This is a genomic window from Acinetobacter calcoaceticus (genome assembly GCF_051947995.1).
Lineage (GTDB): Bacteria > Pseudomonadota > Gammaproteobacteria > Pseudomonadales > Moraxellaceae > Acinetobacter.
In genome coordinates this window covers 249,584-270,868 of the sequence record NZ_JBLVVH010000004.1, presented here as the reverse complement: position 1 = coordinate 270,868, position 21,285 = coordinate 249,584, and the positions used below count along the sequence as shown (strand labels likewise).

Annotated in this window: 16 protein-coding genes, 1 tRNA gene and 1 pseudogene (1 of these 18 running past the window's edge); 8 read left to right on the top strand and 10 right to left on the bottom strand. The window is 44.6% G+C overall.

The genetic code is table 11. From position 1 onward, the window contains the following. The first annotated feature begins 111 nt into the window (after positions 1-111). On the top strand, positions 112-999 hold the full coding sequence (locus ACNQO6_RS09955; RefSeq protein WP_199949062.1) for an SDR family NAD(P)-dependent oxidoreductase: 888 nt from the start codon (positions 112-114) through the stop codon (positions 997-999). 72 nt (positions 1,000-1,071) lie between these two features. Here ACNQO6_RS09955 and ACNQO6_RS09950 read toward each other — a convergent pair whose 3' ends face one another. After that, positions 1,072-2,169, bottom strand: a complete 1,098-nt coding sequence (locus ACNQO6_RS09950; RefSeq protein WP_440208867.1) for an SDR family oxidoreductase — start codon at positions 2,167-2,169, stop codon at positions 1,072-1,074. A gap of 106 nt (positions 2,170-2,275) precedes the next feature. Here ACNQO6_RS09950 and ACNQO6_RS09945 point away from each other — a divergent pair, with 106 nt between their 5' ends. After that, positions 2,276-2,653 carry a MerR family DNA-binding protein gene (locus tag ACNQO6_RS09945; protein ID WP_343579672.1) on the top strand — a complete coding sequence of 126 codons (378 nt, stop codon included), beginning with the start codon at positions 2,276-2,278 and terminating at the stop codon, positions 2,651-2,653. Positions 2,654-3,212: 559 nt separating this feature from the next. Beyond that, positions 3,213-4,505, top strand: coding sequence for an MFS transporter (locus tag ACNQO6_RS09940; RefSeq protein WP_005227716.1), 1,293 nt, complete (start codon positions 3,213-3,215; stop codon positions 4,503-4,505). A 65-nt stretch (positions 4,506-4,570) separates the two neighbouring features. Here ACNQO6_RS09940 and ACNQO6_RS09935 read toward each other — a convergent pair whose 3' ends face one another. After that, positions 4,571-5,335: an HD domain-containing protein gene (locus tag ACNQO6_RS09935; protein ID WP_343579671.1), complete on the bottom strand. Its 765-nt coding sequence runs from the start codon at positions 5,333-5,335 to the stop codon at positions 4,571-4,573. A 407-nt stretch (positions 5,336-5,742) separates the two neighbouring features. Between ACNQO6_RS09935 and ACNQO6_RS09930 the strand changes: the two genes are divergently transcribed. After that, entirely contained in the window at positions 5,743-7,050 is a 1,308-nt protein-coding gene (locus ACNQO6_RS09930; protein WP_005227720.1) for a CitMHS family transporter, read from the top strand. 79 nt (positions 7,051-7,129) lie between these two features. Here the strand turns inward: ACNQO6_RS09930 and ACNQO6_RS09925 are convergent, their stop codons facing one another. Next, complete coding sequence (locus tag ACNQO6_RS09925; RefSeq protein WP_440208866.1) at positions 7,130-8,014, bottom strand: LysR family transcriptional regulator; 885 nt, start codon at positions 8,012-8,014, stop codon at positions 7,130-7,132. A 104-nt stretch (positions 8,015-8,118) separates the two neighbouring features. Between ACNQO6_RS09925 and ACNQO6_RS09920 the strand changes: the two genes are divergently transcribed. Next, complete coding sequence (locus tag ACNQO6_RS09920; protein ID WP_440208865.1) at positions 8,119-8,874, top strand: SDR family oxidoreductase; 756 nt, start codon at positions 8,119-8,121, stop codon at positions 8,872-8,874. Positions 8,875-8,919: 45 nt separating this feature from the next. Here ACNQO6_RS09920 and ACNQO6_RS09915 read toward each other — a convergent pair whose 3' ends face one another. The 5 genes and pseudogenes from ACNQO6_RS09915 to ACNQO6_RS09895 form a co-directional block, all read right to left on the bottom strand. Next, positions 8,920-9,237, bottom strand: a complete 318-nt coding sequence (locus ACNQO6_RS09915) for an AzlD domain-containing protein (protein ID WP_440208864.1) — start codon at positions 9,235-9,237, stop codon at positions 8,920-8,922. Beyond that, complete coding sequence (locus ACNQO6_RS09910) at positions 9,234-9,947, bottom strand: AzlC family ABC transporter permease (protein ID WP_396514071.1); 714 nt, start codon at positions 9,945-9,947, stop codon at positions 9,234-9,236. The genes ACNQO6_RS09915 and ACNQO6_RS09910 overlap by 4 nt, the downstream gene beginning before the upstream one ends. 77 nt (positions 9,948-10,024) lie before the next feature. Further along, complete coding sequence (locus ACNQO6_RS09905) at positions 10,025-10,855, bottom strand: AraC family transcriptional regulator (RefSeq protein ID WP_279695347.1); 831 nt, start codon at positions 10,853-10,855, stop codon at positions 10,025-10,027. 224 nt (positions 10,856-11,079) lie between these two features. Then, positions 11,080-13,269 (bottom strand): annotated as a pseudogene (locus tag ACNQO6_RS09900) (bifunctional SulP family inorganic anion transporter/carbonic anhydrase). A 281-nt stretch (positions 13,270-13,550) separates the two neighbouring features. Further along, the gene (locus ACNQO6_RS09895; RefSeq protein ID WP_440208863.1) at positions 13,551-15,905 is read right to left on the bottom strand and encodes a Tex family protein; all 2,355 of its coding nucleotides are present in this window, start codon (positions 15,903-15,905) and stop codon (positions 13,551-13,553) included. Positions 15,906-16,321: 416 nt separating this feature from the next. Between ACNQO6_RS09895 and ompR the strand changes: the two genes are divergently transcribed. The 3 genes from ompR (at position 16,322) to ACNQO6_RS09880 (ending at position 20,376) form a co-directional block, all read left to right on the top strand. Then, entirely contained in the window at positions 16,322-17,086 is a 765-nt protein-coding gene (ompR, locus tag ACNQO6_RS09890; protein WP_004657337.1) for an osmolarity response regulator transcription factor OmpR, read from the top strand. A 17-nt stretch (positions 17,087-17,103) separates the two neighbouring features. Then, a complete protein-coding gene (locus ACNQO6_RS09885) occupies positions 17,104-18,561 on the top strand; it encodes an ATP-binding protein (RefSeq protein WP_440208862.1) in 1,458 nt (485 codons plus the stop codon). Positions 18,562-18,861: 300 nt separating this feature from the next. Continuing rightward, positions 18,862-20,376: an acetyl-CoA hydrolase/transferase family protein gene (locus ACNQO6_RS09880; protein ID WP_440208965.1), complete on the top strand. Its 1,515-nt coding sequence runs from the start codon at positions 18,862-18,864 to the stop codon at positions 20,374-20,376. 57 nt (positions 20,377-20,433) lie between these two features. Here ACNQO6_RS09880 and ACNQO6_RS09875 read toward each other — a convergent pair whose 3' ends face one another. Both ACNQO6_RS09875 and ACNQO6_RS09870 read right to left on the bottom strand, forming a co-directional pair. Then, on the bottom strand, positions 20,434-21,165 hold the full coding sequence (locus tag ACNQO6_RS09875) for a methyltransferase domain-containing protein (protein WP_440208861.1): 732 nt from the start codon (positions 21,163-21,165) through the stop codon (positions 20,434-20,436). A gap of 97 nt (positions 21,166-21,262) precedes the next feature. Next, a tRNA-Phe gene (locus ACNQO6_RS09870) sits at positions 21,263-21,285 on the bottom strand (it continues 153 nt past the right edge of the window).

Genomic DNA, 21,285 nt, shown 5'->3' with positions numbered 1-21,285 from the left:
GACAAACAAAAAAGATCGGTTAATATTAGACCAAAATAAATTGCAGTGTTAAGCGGTATAGGACAGCATTGCACACAACAGCATGATTCGTGATGAATGTAGGATACTTACATGAATGCAAAACTCAAAAAACTTTTTCAGCAAAAAGTCGACGGTAAAACAATCATTGTCACTGGTGCATCAAGTGGTATTGGTTTAACGGTTTCAAAATACCTTGCGCAAGCTGGGGCCCATGTCTTATTGCTCGCTCGCACCAAGGAGAAGTTAGATGAGGTCAAAGCAGAGATTGAGGCTGAAGGTGGAAAGGCGTCTGTGTTTCCATGTGATCTCAACGAAATGGAATCCATTGATGCAGTTTCAAAAGAAATTCTGGCTGCAGTGGACCACATCGACATTCTTGTAAATAATGCCGGTCGTTCAATTCGCCGAGCGGTACATGAATCGGTTGACCGTTTTCATGACTTCGAGCGCACCATGCAGCTTAACTACTTTGGTGCAGTACGTCTGGTTCTGAATATCCTGCCGCACATGATGCAGCGCAAAGATGGCCAGATCATCAATATCAGCTCGATCGGGGTACTTGCCAATGCGACCCGCTTCTCGGCTTATGTTGCATCAAAAGCGGCTTTGGATGCATTCAGCCGCTGCTTATCCGCAGAAGTACATTCACATAAAATTGCGATTACCTCTATTTATATGCCTTTGGTCCGTACGCCAATGATTGCGCCAACCAAAATCTATAAATATGTCCCAACCCTTTCACCGGAAGAAGCTGCGGACCTGATTGCTTATGCCATCGTGAAACGTCCAAAGAAAATCGCCACCAATCTTGGTCGTCTGGCGTCGATTACCTATGCAATCGCACCAGACATCAACAATATCCTGATGTCGATTGGCTATAACCTGTTCCCAAGCTCTACCGCATCTGTGGGCAAACAGGAAAAACTCAATCTGGTGCAACGTGCTTATGCCCGCCTGTTCCCGGGCGAACACTGGTAAGCCTTTAGCCGATTCAATAAGAAAAACAGCCCATCCTTTGACTGGCTGTTTTTCTTTCGCATAAAGCTCCGTTTAACGGGCCTGACTGACCCAATCCGTGGTTTTACGAATTGCATCTTCCAGATCACCCGTTGAAATCTGCCAGCGCTGTTTGAACTGCTGTAACACGGCTTGCTCTAATGGTTCGGTTCTAAGGAAATCTAACATTTCCCGAGACATTTCCAGCTTCGTCGCCAGCCATTGCCACTTTAAAATCAGCTTCAACAAAGCGATCGGGATATGCCGTGTAGGTGCCTTGACCTGCAACTGCGTTGCAATCATGCCCGTCAATTGCGCTAGGGCCAGATCATGCTCGCTGACTGCCAGCATCGACTGATTTGTTAACGCCTGATCCATCGAAGCCTTGACCATGATCTGACATAAATCATCAACCCGGATCAAAGGCAGATAATGTTGTGCAGTTGCCGGCAGTGCACTCATTTTCTTGCGTTTTAGCAAATCTATCATTTGGGCAATCGGCTGGTTCAACGGAATCTCACCAGAGACATCATCACCCAAAACCGTTGCTGGATGGATAATGGTCCAGTCCACCGATAAGCGTTGTGCGGTGCGAATCCAGGCAAAATGGGCCTCTATCTTTGAGGCCTCATAGGCACCTAAGCGCTGATATACCGAGAGCCAGTCAGTCTGTTCGGGCTGTTCAAGACAAACGCCAGCCTGACGTAAGTGATCAAGCAGCGTCAGCATATATCCTGACATATGCACAGCGCGTTTTAAGTCACAATGCTGATGTACACAGGCCAGTAAATTCAGTGCGCCATCAACATTGACTGCCCGTGCCTGCTGCATCTCCAGATTCCAGGCAAACAAGGCGCTACTATTATATAAGGTATTGACGGATTTTAATTTTTCCCAGTCATGTGGCTGAATACCAAGATTTACCTGAGTCACATCCCCTTGAATAAAAGTCAGTTGCTGCAAAGAAACATTTTTTTGTTGCAGCCATTGAGTCAGGGCCTGTTGTTGCTCGAGCGGATGACGGAGCAAGGCAAAGACAGAATGTCCCTGTTGCAAAAGTTGCAGAATCAGATAACGACCAATAAAACCCGTCGCGCCAGCAACCAGTGCAATTTGACGAGATTGTTGATTTTTTAAATGATTATGGTCCATTTTTTATGCCTATTTGATTGACTGTAGGCACAGGTTAAAGGATGGAGTACACTCAATGGTCAAGGGGTTAATACCGCTTTTTTTATAACAATAAAGGATACGCAAAATGTTGATTGGACAGTTGGCAAAACAGGCAAATCTAAGCCGGGACACCATTCGCTTTTATGAAAAGATGCAGCTGATCCAGTCCATGACCTGTAATAATGGCTATAAAGACTATCCGGAACAGACGCTGCAACAGCTACAACTGATTCGTTCTGCCAAAAATCTGGGCTATACCCTGAATGAAATCAAGCAAATTTTAAATATGACGGCGCACGAGGAAATTCCTGCGGCACAGGTCCAGACCCTTCTTCAAGAAAAGCTCAATCTGATTGATGAAAAAATTGCCCAGCTTTATCAGATCAGAAGCATGCTGACTCAATTTACGCAGGGAGAGCCCTGTCCATTCAGAGCAGACTGCGTTATTCCAGTGCTGGACTAAGTGTTATTTCAAAATAGCTTGCTGCTCTAGCACGGCATAAGCCAAAAGCAAAAAATCAGGACGGGTGAAAATACGATTAAAAACAACACTGATTGACTGTGTGTATAAACTGAAACTTATCCACAGCTTTGACGATTTAATCACCAGCTCTAACGACTCGGCCTGTTTATAGCTTAGTGAATGGATATTCATGTCTTAATGCATCGACCAAGCTTGAATCTCCACACAGCCATGCAATCATCTAAAAAAATGCTTAAGATAGATTGCACCAAAATGGCTCTATTACAGACCATTTACATAAACTAAATTAGGCGAATGCAAATATTGTCTCTGATAAATACTTAATTATCTGCTTTTAAAAAGATTAAAACCTATACATTGACCATTCTGACAATGTATATCTGTCAATGAGTTAGCTCAGGATTCTAGTAATTGTCTATTAATAAAAATATATTCATAAAAAACATACAAAATAGTGTCATTTTCATGCTTCTTTAGCGGTATATAACATTCTGTAAAGATTCAGTTACAGAATCTTGCTTGGTGAAAAGGAACGTATATGAGTCAGGTATATAGCAAGGAAGAAAGAAGAAGTCGTATCAAGGGTATCGTCGGTGCGGCATCAGGGAACTTGGTTGAATGGTTTGATTTTTATATCTATGCCGTCTTTGCTGCTTATTTTACGCATGCATTAACTGCACCGGATATGGATCCAACCACTAAAGCGATTTATGTATGGGGTGTATTTGCTGCCAGCTTCTTTATGCGACCAATCGGCAGTTGGTTATTTGGACGAATCGCTGACCGTCACGGTCGTAAACAGTCCATGGTGATTTCAATCTGTCTGATGGCACTGAGTTCATTCCTGTTTGCAGCCTTGCCGACCTATGATCAGGTAGGTATGTGGGCCCCTTTCCTGCTACTGATGGTTCGTTTATTACAAGGCCTTTCGGTCGGTGGTGAATATGGTGCTGTCGCCACTTATATGAGTGAGCTGGGCTTAAAAGGACAACGCGGTTTCTTTGCTTCATTTCAATACGTCACCTTATCCGGTGGTCAGCTGCTCGCCAGCTTACTCGGGGTCATCCTGCTTGGCTTTATGACCGAACAGCAATTGAATGATGGCGGCTGGCGTATTCCATTCGTGATTGGGGGTATTGCTGCAATCTTGTCTTTACTGGCACGAAGCCGTTTAGAAGAAACCTTATCGCATGAAGATGCGGAACGTGAGGAATCCGGGAGTCTGGTTGCCTTACTGAAACAGCACTGGAAAACCTTCTTGCTGGTAGTCGGTTATACCTCTGCAGGTTCACTGACTTTCTATGTGGTTACGGTGTATTCTAAAACCTATCTCACCAACATCGGGATGGATGGCAAAACTGTCGGCTTCATTATGACCACAGCCTTGTTTGTGTTTATGTTGGCGCAACCGTTGTTTGGGATGCTTTCAGATCGCATCGGCCGTCGTGCATCCATGCTGGCTTTCAGTTTACTTAGCGCGATCTTTATCTATCCGGTGATGGTCACCGGTATGCGCAGCTTTGCTGACTCGCCTGTTATTATTACCTTATTACTGATTTTCCTGATGATGCTGCTGAGCTTCTACACCTCAATCAGTGGTTTGGTCAAAGCAGAAATGTTCCCTCCGCATGTGCGTGCCTTAGGTGTCGGTTTCTCTTATGCCGTCGGTAATGCCTTGTTTGGTGGTTCAGCACCATCGGTGGCGTTGCTATTTAAAGATGCAGGTATTGAAAACATCTTCTTTATTTATGTGATTATCATGCTGATGATCTGTTTCTTCTGTAGCTGGGCCTTACCGAAAAAACCTGAATATCTGGAACATGACCACTAAATCCATTCAAACTTAACAAGCAAAAACCACTTTTGTTCAGGCAAAAGTGGTTTTTTATTTTGGACTTATTTTAAATAAGGATTTGAATTCACCAACTGCTTAAATCCACTCTGGACCAGCATGGCGGTGCGGGAACGGGGACGCTGTTCAGCTTCTTGCTCGGTAAATTCAATCATGATCCGGTTAAAATCGAGTCGCGGATAGTGTTGCTGTAATTGCTGTCTAAATTGTTTGGAAAATTCAAAACCACGGCTACCAATGACATCGCAGCTGGCAGCCTGTTGTAATAAATGCGCCTCAATCCCCTCCTTAAGGGCGACATAGGGGTTCATATGCAGACTGATCACATCAAAGAGTTGGTCAGCACGCCCGATTGGCCAGCCTTGTTGAATTGACCAGTCTTTCGCCGCATGGGCTCCTTGTCCGGCAAAGCAACGGCAATGTGCATGATGCTGATAATGTTGTGTAGTCATCCCCAAATCGTGTAACAGGCATGAAACTGCTAACAGCTCAGCATCACATTGCAGTCGTTGCATTTTGGCAAAGGCAATGGCGTAACACCATGTACGCAGACAGTGATTCTGTAAGGCCTCAGCACTACAAGACTGCATCTGTGCCAAGGCCTGTTGTACATCTGGGCTATCGGGTAATACCAGATCTTCGATACTCAGTTGCTGCATTCTATTGCGCTGTTTATGGTGGGCTAGAGCATAGCTTTTAATGGTTTGCTGAATGACTGGCAGTAAACTGTGACTCAGCAAGGTTATGCGATCTTTTAATCCTAGATCACCAGAAGTCCGGATCATCCAGTGCTGTCGACCAATCTGCATCGTATTCTCCAAAATTAGAGTAATTACTCTAATTTTTAAAGCAACGCATTGAATCTGTCAAAGTCTTTTACTTCCTCGACCTGAGCTGGTTTATACAATACCATCATGAGGCCTGGATAAACTTTGGCTTTTCTCCCCCATCTTTCGATATTTTTCACTGCTGAATAAGCGCAAAAAATGATAAAAACTCCATCACTTTTCAGCCAGTTTCCCAATTTCCTTTACAACCATTTTTAGCAAAAATTAAATAACTTGCTCACTTATGCAGCATTTCGTTTAGTTTTTCTGCTGAAATTTAAGCTTAATTTAAGTTTTTATGCATAATGGACGGCGTTTTATTTTTTATTTTTTGGTGTACTTTTAACACTTTTTTTATGGCAAGAGGTTACGACTTAAGGGAGTAAATAATGCTTACGCTGATAGGTATTCTAATTATTGTAACGATTGTCGCGTTACTCATGTCGGGTAAAACCAGTCCAATTGTTGCAATGTCGATTGTTCCGCTTATTGGGGCACTCATTGCTGGCTTTTCGATTAGCGAGATTTCCGGCTTCTTTGAAGCAGGTTTATTAAAAGTCAGCAAAGTGGCCACCATGTTTTTATTTGCCATTTTGTTTTTCAGTATTTTAAAAGAGTTACATGTTTTTGATCCCATGATCCGCAACATGGTGCGTCTGACCCGCGGTAATGTCGTGATTGTTGCGGTGATGACCACCTTGATTGCTGCTATCGTGCATCTGGACGGTTCCGGGGCGGCCACTTTTCTGATTATTATTCCTGCCTTACTGCCGCTCTATCGCAAACTGGGGATGAGTCCTTATCTGATGCTTTTGCTCATGGCCGGCAGTATGGGCATTATGAATATGGTGCCATGGGGTGGCCCTTTAGGTCGTGCATCTGCCGTCACTGGCATTGAAGCCGCCGCACTCTGGCAGAGTCTGATCCCGGTACAGGTGATTGGTATTCTGGGCATGATGGGCTTTGCCGTATTGATGGGCTTACGTGAAAAAAAACGTATCCTTGCAGCACAAGCCTTGGGTACTACACCTTTTGAACAGGACTGCATGGCAGCCGATATGGCGGAAGATGTACAAGAACAAGTCAAACCTAAAAAGTTCTGGTTTAACATCGGTCTGGTTGTTCTTGCGGTTATCTGTCTGGCATTTGGTCTATTCTCTGCACCCTACGTCTTTATGATTGCCTTATCGCTCGTATTATTGGTGAACTTCCCTAAACCAAGAGAGCAAATGGCGGTGATCAGCCGACATGCACCTCAAGCCTTAAGCATGGTGGCCATTATTTTTGCGGCTGGCGCCTTTTTGGGAATTCTCTCCGAATCAGGCATGTTGAAGTCAATCGCACTGGATCTGATTCATATTTTACCAACGACTTGGGTCGGTAGCCTGCATATTCTGGTCGGTATCCTGGGTGTTCCAATGGATCTGTTTACCAGTACCGATGCTTACTATTTTGCCCTCTTGCCGATTGTTCAGGAAGTGACTGCAACTGCTGGTGTAACTGCTGATTCGGTGGTGTATGCCATGGCCATTGGCAATAACGCCGGTACCTTCGTTAGCCCATTCTCACCAGCAACCTGGCTGGCCATGGGACTTGCAGGTACAGACATGGGACGTCATCTACGTTATTCATTTGGCTGGATCTGGCTATTTAGTTTCTTCACCCTAGGTGTTGGTTTCTTGCTCGGTCTTTATTAATCTTTGCCAAAATAAAAAGAGCGTACTCAGGTATGCTTTTTTTATGTCTTATAAATTTTTATCGTGAGCAGATCAATGCCTAGAGCTGCTGCTTTAATAATTCCTCTAACCAATCAATAAAATCCTGAAAATATTGAGGACGATACTGGCGATCCGTCAATAAAATATTGACCGGTAATTGCAAGTCCGGAACCTCTACAAATAAACGCTGTAACACACCTTGCTGTACATAGGGTGCAGCATCAAATTCAGGAATCTGGATAATACCAATGCCAGCCAAACCGGCCTGAATATAGGCTTCGGTATTTTCAATCAGTAAACGGTACGGCATTCTCAGACGCTGATCCTGAAATACCAATTCGCTCCATTCCCGATAATGTTTCGCCACATGGTAGTCCACAGCATAATGCTGCTGCAGCTCCTCAAAGCTTTTGGGTTCACCAAATTCGGCTAGATAAGCAGGTGCTGCCAGTGTCCAGATATGGGTGTGTGTGATGGGTCTGATCAGCAGATATTGATCCTGTACCTGTCCCACCCGCACTACACAATCCAGTTGCTGTTCAATCAGATTGGAAAAGTCATCACGACCATTCACCAGCACCTTGACCTTGGGATAGCGCTGATAAAAAGAACCTAAATGAGGAATCAACAGCTGAGTGGCCAAGCGTTTCGGCATGCCAATGCTAATCTTGCCTTCCGTACTCCGCACATGCGTCTTAAAGCGATTCAGCTCTTTTAATTGCGTCACCAGACGCATGGCTTCCTGATAAAACAGGCTCCCCTCATGGGTTAAAGCGACTTTACGAGTGGTGCGATAAAACAGCAGTACTTCATATTCTTTTTCAAGCGCCTGTATGGCATAGGTCACATTAGAGCGGGGCAATCCCAGTTGCAGTGCAGCTTGTGCAAAAGATTGCTTCTCTGCCACTAAACAAAAGATTTTTAAGCGCTCAATCTTATCCATTTTATTATTCAACTTTTCTGCACAATCAGTTCAATACTAACAACTATTTCAAACAAATAAATTGCATTAGCATGATTTTCATACACAACAATCAGGAGATCGAGATGTCACAACATACGCTAGCAGGAAAAACCGTATTGATTACGGGCGGCGCTAAAAACCTGGGAGGCTTGATTTCACGCAAGTTTGCAGAACAAGGGGCAAACTTACTCATTCATTATAATAGTGCAGCAACACAGGCAGATGCAGAAGAAACCTTAAAAGCCGTACAGGCATTCGGAGCAAAAGCGGTTTTGGTGCAAGCAGATTTATCCGATATTCAGAATATTGAACACCTGTTTATCACTGCCAAAGAAAACTTTGGCGGGGTGGATATTGCCATCAATACCGTCGGTCGCGTGCTCAAAAAACCATATCTGGAGACGACTGAACAGGAATTTGACGGGATGAACGATATTAACAATAAAATTGCTTATTTCTTCATTCAGTCTGCAGGCCGTCATCTCAATCCACACGGAAAAATCTGTAGTATTGTGACCAGTTTGCTGGCTGCCTATACCGGTCTCTATTCCACCTATGAAGGTCTGAAAGCACCGGTGGAACATTACACGCGTGCCGCATCCAAAGAGTTTGGTGAACGTGGCATTTCGGTGACTGCGGTTGCGCCGGGTCCGATGGATACGCCATTTTTCTATGGTCAGGAAGCCCCTGAAGCCGTGGCTTATCATCAATCTGCTTCGGCTTTAGGCGGACTGACCAAGATTGAAGATATTGAACCGCTGGTTCGTTTTCTGGTCACAGAGGGCTGGTGGATTACTGGACAGACCATTTTCGCCAATGGCGGTTATACCACCCGTTAGTTGCAAAACCAAAGGCTTGGGCACGTCATTGAATGGCCCCAGCCTTTACGGTAACCAGAACACCAACCCGTAAAAACAGGCCAGACTCAGGATAATCGTCAGTAAGGTATGCTTGACCTTGTAGGCAATCACAATGGTGATCAGCGTCGTCAGAAAATAGGGATTAAGTAAAGTACTACGGAAAGCCCCATCCTCACCCATAAATACAATCGGCGTGGCAATCGCGGTCAATAAACACGGTGCAGAATACTGCAAGGATTGCTGGAACCATTTCGGTAAGCGTAATGGAATATTCGGTTCCAGCAGAATATAGCGATTCATGAAGACCACAATGGCCAGAATAATCAGCAGAAACCAACTCATGCCGCACGCTCCCGCAGATTCTGCAAACAGGTCGCAGTTAACATGCCAATCACCCCCGCTAAGATGGCTGCACTTTTAATACCCAGACTCAAGAAAACAACCGTCAGCATAACCGAGACCAGTACACCGACCAGTGTATTCAGGTTTTTAATAAATGGAATCACTATGGCGATAAAGGTCGCAACAATGGAAAAATCGAGATGATATTGATCCAGATTGGGCACTGAAGCTGCCAGCAATACGCCACACAGGCTGAACAATACCCAGCATAGATAGAAGCAACTGCCTGCACCCAGCAAGTAATAAATGTAATGCTGCTGTTTTTTAATACTCACCGCAAACAGTTCATCTGTCAGGAGAAATCCCAACATTAAGCGATGCTTCAATGGCTGTCTGGAAATATCGTCACGTAGATAGAGCGCATACAAATAATGCTGGGTGGTGATTAAAAACACGGAGATAATAATGGTTAAAGCAGGTGTTCCTGCCATGACCAGCCCCAAAGTCATCAACTGTGCTGCACCCGCAAAAACCAGCGCAGACATGCCCACCGCCTGTAAGGTGGTCAGCCCAGCCTGAATTGCCATAGAGCCCGCGAGTAAGCCCCACGGTAATACTGCAAAACATAGTGGTAGTATTTTGACGACACCATTTAAAAATGCCCGCGTTACGGTCATGGGGGTATCATCAGTTACGCTGTCACTTAACATCAAAATCACAAGGGTTGATAAAAGACCGTATGACTATGCCAAAATTTGCATCAGGAGAATTGCATAAAATTGCTGTTTTATTTGAGATAGGCAATATAACCGCCGGGCGTAATGCCAAAGGTCTGACGGAAATGACGGCTAAAATGGCTCTGATCCGAGAAACCACATTGTTGTGAGACTTCGGATAAATTCAGTCCCTGTCTTAACAATCTTTGCGATTTCTGCAACCTTGCCTGTACCAGCCATGCATGCGGCGACAACCCGACATGTTTTTTAAATTGTCTCAAGAAATGCCACTGACTCAGATTAGCCATTTCTGCCAGCTCAACCAAGGAAAATTCCTGCTCAGGCATCGTTGCCATCAGTTCTTTAATATTAAGGATTCGCTGTTTGGCATTGCTCAAGTCAGCCACATGCGGCTTGACCTGACTGTATTTGGACACCAGCCATGCAATCGTCGACAAGAATAAGGTCTGTTTTAACAAGCTATTGTTCGGTTGTTCCAGTAAATCAAACAATAAACGGAATTGCTGGGCCAATCCTTCATCATGCAATACCGCTTCTCTGAACCAAGGTGCAGTACCGTGTACCGTCGTCAGATCGCGGGTGAGTTCATTAAATACTTCAGGTGTTGGATAGATTGCGCGATAGCGCCAGCCGGTGTCTACCGCCGAAGATCCGGTATGCACTTCATCGGCATTGACCAGAATAATATCGCCTTGTGGTGCCACATGATTGCCACCGGTTCGATAAAAGCGCTGTGCGCCCTCTTCGATCACGCCAATACAAAATCCTTCATGAACATGTCGTGAAAACTCCTGCTGATAATAACTTGCTTTCAGCATTTCCAGACCACCCAGTTCTTCCAGATGGAGGTAATCAACTTGTTCACGAGGTCTACGCGACATCACGACCTCCTTTGAATTTTTTGCATCATGTCAGGTTAGCGCGATTGCATGAAATTTATAGAATAAAATTGCTGTTTATAGCGGCTATTCTACGCCCATGACAGCAGTAGGTCAGGGTTTATTCTGCTTTTCAACAAATAAACGTCTTATCCAGTATATGCAATCGATTGATCATGATATCAATAAAAAAGCGCCTGAGAACAGGCGCTTTTTTAGATGAAGCATCAACGATCCAGAAACTCGACCTGTCCGGTCTTCACATCATAAATTGCACCAACTATTGCAATTTCGCCTCGATCCAGCAGGTCTTTCAATACCGGACTATGCGCCGTAATGTATTGAATATTGTAATGCACATTCATTGCCGTGACCTGATTGATAAAAGCCTGACTTAAATCGCGCGGTTGCATAATGTCATAGACACTATCGACTGAATGCATCAACGGCCCCAGTACATACTGGATATGGGGCATCTCTTGCACATCAGAAACCCGTTTCTGCTGTAAACGTAACTGGCAGGCACTGGTAACAGCACCACAATCGGTATGACCCAAAACCAGAATCACCTTGGAGCCTTTGGCCTGACAGGCAAACTCAAGCGAACCCAGTACTTTTTGTCCCGCAATATTTCCTGCAATCCTTAAACTGAATAAATCGCCAATCCCGACATCAAAGATCATCTCGGTTGGTGCACGCGAATCCATACAGCCCAGTACCGCTGCTATCGGGTGCTGTCCTTCATCCGCAGTGACCCGGATCTGGCGATAAACATCCCGTTGCAGGCGTTCATTTTTGACAAAACGCTCATTACCCTCTTTGAGTAAGGTGATGACCTGTTGCGGGCTTAATTTACGTTGCAGTTCCCGGGTACTGATATAAATATCCAGCGCTGCCTCATCGACATCCTGATAATGTTGCTTAAATCCGATCAGCTTTAAGTCGATCTGACGCTTACTGGCAGTTTCATTCTGATAGTCCTGAATCACTTGATAAATATCGGGATCAATCGAATCACACTGGGTTGCATCAATAATCAGCTGCTGGTGTTTATGTACATGCTCCAAGGCTGAAATCAATGCAGAACGGTTCAGAAAGGTCACTTGTGAAGGCAGTTCAATCCGGGTCACAATGCCATGCAAATGCTTCTCTTTATAGACCCGCACCCCTTTATTAAAATTACCATACAGAATGAAGCCGCTACTGGTGAGCAAGCCGATCACGATGCCCGTCAACAAATCTGTCAGTAAAATTGCAACCAGCGTAATAATAAACGGTAAGAACTGCTTCCAGCCTTTTTGATATAACTGTTTGAATAATTTGGGATGCGTGAGTTTAAAACCCGTTACAATCAAGATAGCTGCCAGCGCAGACAATGGAATCATGTTCATCAATGGCACGAAGAACTAAATTGCCAGCAACAGGAGTATCCCATGAAAAATAGTGGAACATTTGCTACGTGCACCTGTATTGGCATTGACTGAACTACGCACAATCACCGATGTCACGGGCATACCACCAATTAAACCCGATACGATATTGCCTGCTCCTTGTGCCCATAGTTCACGATTGGGTGGAGACGATCTTTTTTGTGAATCCAGTTTATCGGCAGCTTCCAGATTGAGTAAGGTTTCAAGGGAGGCCACGATGGCCAAAGTGACTGCTCCAGTGTAAATCAGCGGCTCCGCCAGATAAGCAAAGTCAGGAAAAACCAGCACCTCCTGAGGTGCCTCCAGGATATTGGGTAACTGAATCAGGTTATCGGTTTGTACTGCCCATGGCGAACCGATACTGATTAAAATAAAATTGAGACCCGCAGCCAGTACAACTGCAATCAGGGCCGAGGGTAAGGTCAACTTTTTAAGTGGACTGCTATCCCAGGCCAGAATCAGAAACAAACTGAGCAGGCCAATTAAGGCCGCACCCAGATCAAAATGCTGAACCAAGGCACTCGGTGTACTGGTCCACAACATGTCCCAAGAGAAGCTGGATAAACCGAATAAGTAAGGTAATTGAGTTACAATCAAAATTGCGCCAATGGCCGCCAGTAATCCCAGAATCACATTATTGGGAATAAAATTCGCAAAGAAGCCCAATTTAAACAGCCCAAATAAAATCTGTAAAATCCCGGCAAAAACAATACACAATAAAAAAGCGGCATAATTGCCGCCTAATTGATCCAGTTGCACAAGAATGACTGCTGCCAGTCCTGCCGCGGGACCTGAAACGCTAATGTGAGAGCCACTGAGCAGCCCGACAATAATACCGCCAACTATTCCGGCAATAATGCCTGAAATAATCGGTGCTCCGGAGGCTAACGCAATCCCTAAACACAAGGGTAAGGCCACGAGAAAAACAACAACTCCGGAGAGGAGGTCATTTAAATGGAATCTATTTTTCAGTGCTAAACTTGTCATGAAGTAACCATTTATAATAAAAAAATAATTAATTTTTACTGCCTGAAAGCGTTTTCCCTACTTCGAGGCTTGAATGATATTGTCCGACAAAGTGCAAGGTTTAAAGTTTGGTTACGTTATAACGTTGTATATTTATTTATCGATTTCAGCCTATTTTTGTTGATCTTAAGATTCGCCTCATCTTGTATGTTCGCAAAGGTCAGATCTGCCGTAATTCGGCTCACAAATCAATAACCGCAATAAAAAAACCTCCCGAAGGAGGTTTTTTAGGAATTATCAATTTATTTAGAACCTTTAATCCCGGCTTGTAATAACAAGGCACCTAAACCACCAATTTTTTGCTCTTGTGGTTTTTCAGTTTTTGGCTTGTTCTGTTGTGGACGCTTAAAGTCACCTTCTTTACGTGGAGGACGTTGACCTTGTGGCTTACGTTCTGAACGTTCAGTACGGTCTTGTGGTGCACGTTGTGGACGTGAAGCTTTCGCTGGCGCAGAACCTTCTGCACGCATACTCAAGTTGACACGATTACGTTCCACGTCAACCTGCATGACACGTACCTGTACGATTTGGCCCGGTTTCACCACTTTATGCGGATCAGAAACAAATTCATTCGCCAACTCAGAAATGTGTACTAAACCATCTTGGTGTACACCTACATCGACAAAGGCACCGAAGTTGGTCACATTGGTCACGACACCTTCAAGCTGCATGCCTTCGGTCAGATGCGCAACCTCAGTAATGTCTTCACGGAACTTGGCCGTACGGAATTCTGGACGTGGATCACGGCCCGGTTTTTCCAATTCAGCCAGAACATCCTGAATGGTTGGCAAGCCGAATTTATCATCGACAAATTCATCTGCATTCACTTGGCGAATAATTTCAGTATTGCCAATAATGTCTTTCACCGTCGTTGCTTTTGCTGCAACAATCTTTTCTACCAAGCCATAACTTTCCGGGTGAACCGCAGAAGCATCCAATGGCTCTGAACCATTTTGAACACGTAAGAAACCTGCTGACTGTTCAAAGGTACGCTCGCCTAAACGTGGTACTTTTTTCAAGGCCTGACGGTTATCAAAGCGACCATTTTCTTTACGGTACTCCACGATTTGCTGCGCAATCGACTTATTCAAACCTGCGATATAAGCCAGAATTGCAGGAGAAGCCGTATTCACATCTACACCAACGGCATTCACACAGTCTTCAACTACAGCATCCAGTGTTTTTGCCAAACCGGTCTGGTTCACGTCATGCTGATATTGACCCACACCAATTGATTTCGGATCAATTTTAACCAGTTCAGCCAATGGATCTTGCAAACGGCGTGCAATTGACACGGCGCCACGAATCGACACATCAAGCTCAGGAAGTTCTTGTGATGCCAATTCACTTGCAGAATAAACCGATGCACCTGCTTCACTGACGGTGATACGTGTCAATTTCAAATCTGCATTGGCTGCCATCATTTCTGCAACCAAAGCTTCAGTTTCACGGCTTGCTGTACCGTTACCAATCGCAATAAGTTCCACGTGGAACTCTCGGCATAAACGCGCAAGTTCTGCCAGCGAACCTTCTTTATCTTCTTTTGGTGCAAATGGATAAATGGTGCTATGCGCCAGTACATCCCCTGCATCGCTTACCACTGCAAGTTTCACGCCCGTACGGATACCAGGATCTACACCTAACGTGGTACGGCTACCTGCAGGTGCAGAAAGCAATAAATGACGCAAATTTTCAGCAAACACATCCATTGCTTCAGCTTCAGCAGCTAAACGCTTATCTGTTAATAATGAATGTTCGATTTGCGGACGAACTTTACCCAGCCAGAATAATTTAGCAGTTTGCTTTAAATAGTCCTGACGGCTTTGTGGCTGAAGTTGCTCAAGATTATATTCTGTCTCGATACGTGCCAATGGAGCATCGTCTTCACCATCTACTTTTAGGCCTAGTACATTTTCCTGACGGCCACGTAACATCGCCAATAAACGATGTGAAGGGACTTTATTGAGATTTTCTGAAAATTCAAAATAATCACGGAATTTCTTGCCCACTTCTTTTTTCTCATCAGAAGCGACTGCACTTTTCAATACTGCAGTTTTAGCAAAAGTTTGTTTTAATTCAGTAGTTAAGGCGATGTTTTGTGCCCAGTCATCAATCAAGATATGCTGGATCGCATCCAACTGGCTTTCAACATCAGAATAGTCTTCATGACTAAAGCCAGCCAGAGCTTCTACAGGATCAATTTGATCTGCAATAATTTTTTCAGCAATCGGACCTAAGCCAGCTTCTTTTGCTTTAAATGATTTGCTGGTGCGTTTTGGACGATAAGGTGCATAAATTTCTTCTAATGCATTCTTCGTTTCAGCCGCATTGACGCGTGCCAATAAATCATCGCTTAATTTATCTTGTTCTTGTAAAGATTGAATCACCTTCTCACGACGCTCGTATAAATCACGTAAATAGGTTAAACGTGTATCGAGTTGACGTAATTGCGTATCGTCTAAGCCTTGCGTGACTTCTTTACGGTAACGTGCAATAAAAGGAACGCTAGCACCTTCATCAATTAAACGAATAGCAGCTTCTACTTGGTTTGGACGTACGGCAAGTTCATTTGCCAACTGCTGAACTAAGTCAGTCATCGTGATTGATTCCACAAGGGTTAATTCTAAAAGCACTGATTATAAAGTTCATGGCTATAAAATCCACCATTGTTTTTTTGAATATTGTGTTTTATTCCTGTATAAATTTCACTCACAGGCTATTAATTGCAGTATTCACCCGCTCTTCAAGAAAAATCTCTGGACTCAATCTTTTATGCAAATCGCCGCATATTTCTCAAATCAGCTGTTTTTTCTGCCTAAATATTGAAAAATAGGTTGATTGTCATATTTTTGCCTGTATATATTTGGTATCTATCTCTTGATTTTATTGGCAATATTTGTTGCTTTATAACATAGCCAAAACTGTGCAATGAATCGTATACTCAAAGGTCTATTGATATTTCACACTCGCATTGCATAAAGACGATGACAATAAACGATAAAGGAGCACAATCATGAGTTTAGTTGTACCTGCTGAATCGACGGAAACCGTACACCATGAGACAGACCGGGTCGAACGCATTTTAGTGGTCGATGACGATGTGCGCTTGCGTACGCTTTTACAACGCTTCCTCGAAGATAAAGGTTTCGTGGTAAAAACTGCTCATGATGCGACACAAATGGATCGTTTGCTGCAACGTGAACTGTTTTCTTTAATCGTGCTTGATTTTATGCTCCCTGTTGAAGACGGTTTAAGTATTTGTCGTCGCCTACGTCAATCTAATATTGACACCCCGATCATCATGCTCACTGCACGTGGCAGTGATTCTGACCGTATTGCAGGTCTTGAAGCAGGCGCAGATGATTACCTGCCAAAACCCTTCAATCCAAATGAACTACTGGCCCGTATCCGTGCCGTGTTACGTCGCCAAGTGCGTGAAGTACCTGGCGCACCAAGCCAGCAAGTTGAAGTGGTCAGCTTCGGTCCATGGTCACTCGACCTTTCGACACGTACCTTGACCCGTGAAGGCCAAGTCGTGACCTTAACGACAGGTGAGTTTGCGGTATTGAAAGCACTGGTCCAGCATCCTCGTGAGCCCTTAACCCGCGATAAATTGATGAATTTGGCGCGTGGTCGTGAATGGGGTGCAATGGAGCGCTCAATTGATGTGCAAGTCTCTCGTTTACGTCGTTTAATTGAAGATAACCCTGCCCGTGCACGTTACATCCAGACCGTTTGGGGTGTGGGCTATGTGTTTGTTCCAGATGGTGCAGAGTAAGTTCGGGAAATTAAACGTTGAAACTTGAACCCATTGATCCACAAGAGTTTACCGAGTTCGCGGCTTATTCCGAAAGGCCCCGAACAAAATGGGAACGTTTTTTAGATAAAATCAAACCACGTTCCGCTGCCATGCGCACTACCATTCTGGTCTTGTTCATGGTGTTTTTCAGCCTGTTTATGTCCTTGTGGTTCTTTTGGCGAACCCTTTATCTTCCCGAATTACAGCAACATGCCCGCTATCTCGCGATTGAACTGGAACTGGTGAATAATCCGGATATCCGTATTTTACATCGTGATAGCGAAGTCGATGTGGATACCTGGTTAAAAAACCGGATCGGGATTGAATACGTCACCGATCCAAAAGAGTTTCCACGGGTTGAAGATAAATTCCTGGCTGAACTCTTTACCAATCAGATTGAAGAGAAGCTGGCCAAAGAACTCGGTGTTAAAGACGTCACGGTTTATTTTAAATTCAAGCCGATTCCGCGTATCTGGATTCAGACACCTGAAATGAATGGCAACTGGGTCAGAGAACCTCTGAAAACCTATACCAATTACAGTGTTGAACTCATCGCTGGCTGGCTGTTTGGTGTCCCGATTGTATCGTCTATCATTATCTTAATTTTGGTGCGCCAGATGAATCGGCCTTTACGTCGATTACAAAATGCCGCCAATAACTATAGTAAAAACGGTAAAGCTCCTTATCTGGATACCAATCATGGACCACTGGAAATCCGTCAGGTTAATCAGGCCTTTAACCATATGGTATATACACTGGAACAGACCGAACGTGACCGTCAGATCATGCTGGCGGGTATTTCCCATGATCTACGTACACCGCTGACCCGTATTCGTTTAACGGCTGAAATGCTGCCTGACGAGTTTTTCCGCGAAGGCCTGATCTACGATGTTGACGATATGGATGCGATTCTGAATCAGTTCATTTCCTATATGCGAGACGGTTCTGACGAAGAGCTCACAGAGACCAATCTGAATACCCTGCTACAAGAACTGGTGGTGCAGTTCAAACCGCTTGATATTCGTTTTGAAGTACAGGAACTTCCGATTATTGCTGCACGGAGTCTGTCGCTGAAACGTCTGATTGCCAATCTGATCAATAATGCGAAACGCTATGGCGCAGAACCGATTGAATTGTCCGCCAGTCATGTCGATGATCATATCTTAATTACGGTTGCCGATCACGGTGAAGGGATTCCTCCCGATCAGGTCGAAGAATTGATGCAGCCGTTTGTTCGCGGTAATTCGGCGCGTACCATTCAAGGTAGCGGCCTTGGACTGGCGATTGTGAAACGTATTGTCGATATTCATCAAGGTCAGATCAGTATCCGTAACCGCGAACAGGGTGGACTGGAAGTGGTGATTTCCCTCCCTATTCCTACGGCGGCACCGGCAACCGAATCACCGAATAATGCCATTGATAAGATCAAACAGACCATTACCGGGCATTTCTAAAGCAGAATCCCGGTTCAATCGCTTTAAATCTGTTGTTTTAGACTAAAGTCGCCTATTTAATCATCATACAATCGGCGACTTTCCATCCATTTAGCACACGTGCTAATACTCACTTCAATCGATTCATCCATGTCTTTTTTCTTCTAAATTCAACCAGCTAGATTACCCCTGAAAAATAGTCTAAAACCTAAGTGCATAAAGCGTATGCAGCTGTATTAGACCTTAGCCTTATTTCAATTCACTTTTCATGTTTTAGCGCTAAAATCCATATCCAATGAAAAGCAAAATTGAGAATGGATGATGTCTTTAAGTCGTATTCGCCTCGCAGCTCTACACGACAAAGTGATGAGTGCAGAACAGGCTGCCAGCTTTATTAAAAATGATATGACGGTCGGTATGAGCGGTTTTACCCGTGCAGGTGAGGCAAAAGCTGTTCCTCAGGCACTGGTTGAACAAGCCAAGAAAAATCCGTTAAAAATCACGTTAATTACTGGTGCCAGCCTCGGCAACGACTTAGACAAGCAATTGACGGAAGCCGGTGTACTGGCTCGTCGTATGCCCTTCCAGGTTGACAATACCTTGCGCCGCGCGATTAACAACGGCGAAGTAATGTTTATTGACCAACATTTGTCTGAAACCGTTGAACAGATGCGTAACCAGCAACTGAAACGTCCTGATGTTGCGGTAATTGAAGCAGTTGCGATTACCGAAGATGGTCATATCGTTCCAACCACTTCGGTCGGGAACTCGGCGAGCTTTGCCATTTTTGCAGAAAAAGTGATTGTTGAAATCAATACCTCACTCAGTGAAAACTTTGAAGGTCTGCACGATATTTATATTCCGACTTATCGCCCAACCCGTATCCCATTGCCATTAACAAAAGTGGATGACCGCATTGGTTCAACCGCGATTCCAATCGATCCAGCGAAAATCGTGGGGATCGTGTTCAATGACACCGCAGATTCGCCATCAACCGTAACAGCGCCAGATGCAGAAACCCAAGGCATTGCCAACCACCTGATCAAATTCTTTGAACAGGAAGTGGCTGCAGGCCGTTTAGCCAAGAACTTAGGCCCATTACAGGCGGGAATTGGTTCAATTGCCAATGCAGTACTGACTGGTCTGAAAGACTCGAATTTTGAAGATCTGGTGATGTATTCAGAAGTACTGCAAGACTGTACCTTTGAATTGATTGATGCTGGCAAGATGAAGTTCGCTTCAGGCAGCTCCATTACCTTGTCGGCACAATGTGGCGAACGTGTTTTTGGCAATCTTGAAAAATACAAAGACAAGCTGGTGTTACGTCCACAGGAAATTTCCAACCATCCTGAAATTGTACGTCGCTTAGGCATTATCGGGATTAACACGGCACTTGAGTTCGATATTTACGGTAACGTGAACTCAACCCACGTTTGCGGCACCAAGATGATGAACGGTATCGGCGGTTCAGGCGACTTTGCCCGTAACGCACATCTTGCCATCTTCGTGACCAAATCAATTGCCAAAGGCGGTGACATTTCATCGATCGTACCGATGGTCAGCCATGTCGATCATAACGAACATGATGTTGATATTCTGGTGACTGAAGTCGGTCTTGCAGATTTACGCGGTTTGGCACCACGTGAACGTGCCCGTGTCATTATCGACAACTGTGTACACCCTCTTTACCAAGGCGCGTTAAACGATTACTTTGACCGTGCTTGCGAACGTGGTGGTCATACTCCACATATTCTGCGTGAAGCATTGTCTTGGCATGCCAACTTTGAAGAAACAGGCCATATGTTAGCGCCTGTAGAGGTTGCTAAATCTGCTTAAGCTACGCATTTCTTTCTAAAAAGCATGCTTCGGCATGCTTTTTTTATTTTCAGTCTTTCAAGTCCTTTGCCGCCCTACTCTCAGCAACAGCGGAAAGGTCACCCGCATCGGCTGCCGGATCAATAGAATATCCTGTAAATCAGCCAGCGCACTGACCCGCATATGACCTTGATAATGTTGGACTGCAGACCAGGTCTGGAGATAATCCCACAGTTGCTGTCCTGTCCAGTGTAATTCAATTTGAAACTGCGGCATTGCAATTTCTTGAAAAGGAAATGGAATGCTCTGATACTGCTCATCAATATAGCGCCGCTCTGCATCCCAGAAGCCGTTTAAGGTCTGATGATAGAGCTGTTGCAGCCGATCATTTAAAAACGCATCCTCAAGCGTTAACAGGCCATAACCAATCACTGCGAAAAGACCATCTGCTTTGAGCGTGCGTTTCACTTGTGCGTAGAATTTTTCAAAGTCAAACCAGTGGATGGCCTGCGCAACGGTAATCAGGTCAAAATACTGATCGGGGAAAGTGCATTGTTCTGCGGCTTGCTGTAAATAGCTGACATTACTCAAGGCTGGCGCCTGATCAAGCTGGTTCTGACTCAGGTCAGTGGCGATCACCTGTTGAAAATACGGCGCAATCAGGCGGGTTAATTGCCCTGAACCTGCGCCACAGTCCCACGCGCGGTCAAAACCCTTGAGCTGCTGAATTAAGCTGTCTATGAGCGATTGTGGATAAGTCGGTCGCGCCTGTTGATAAAGTTCACTTTGCGCCGAAAATAAATCCTTCATGCGATGTTATTCTTCAATTTTTCTACTTGGCTTCAATATAACAAACTATTAGCGCAATAAAAAAAGCCCCAAACTTTCGTTTGAGGCTTTTTGAATATGGTGGCGAGACCCAGGATCGAA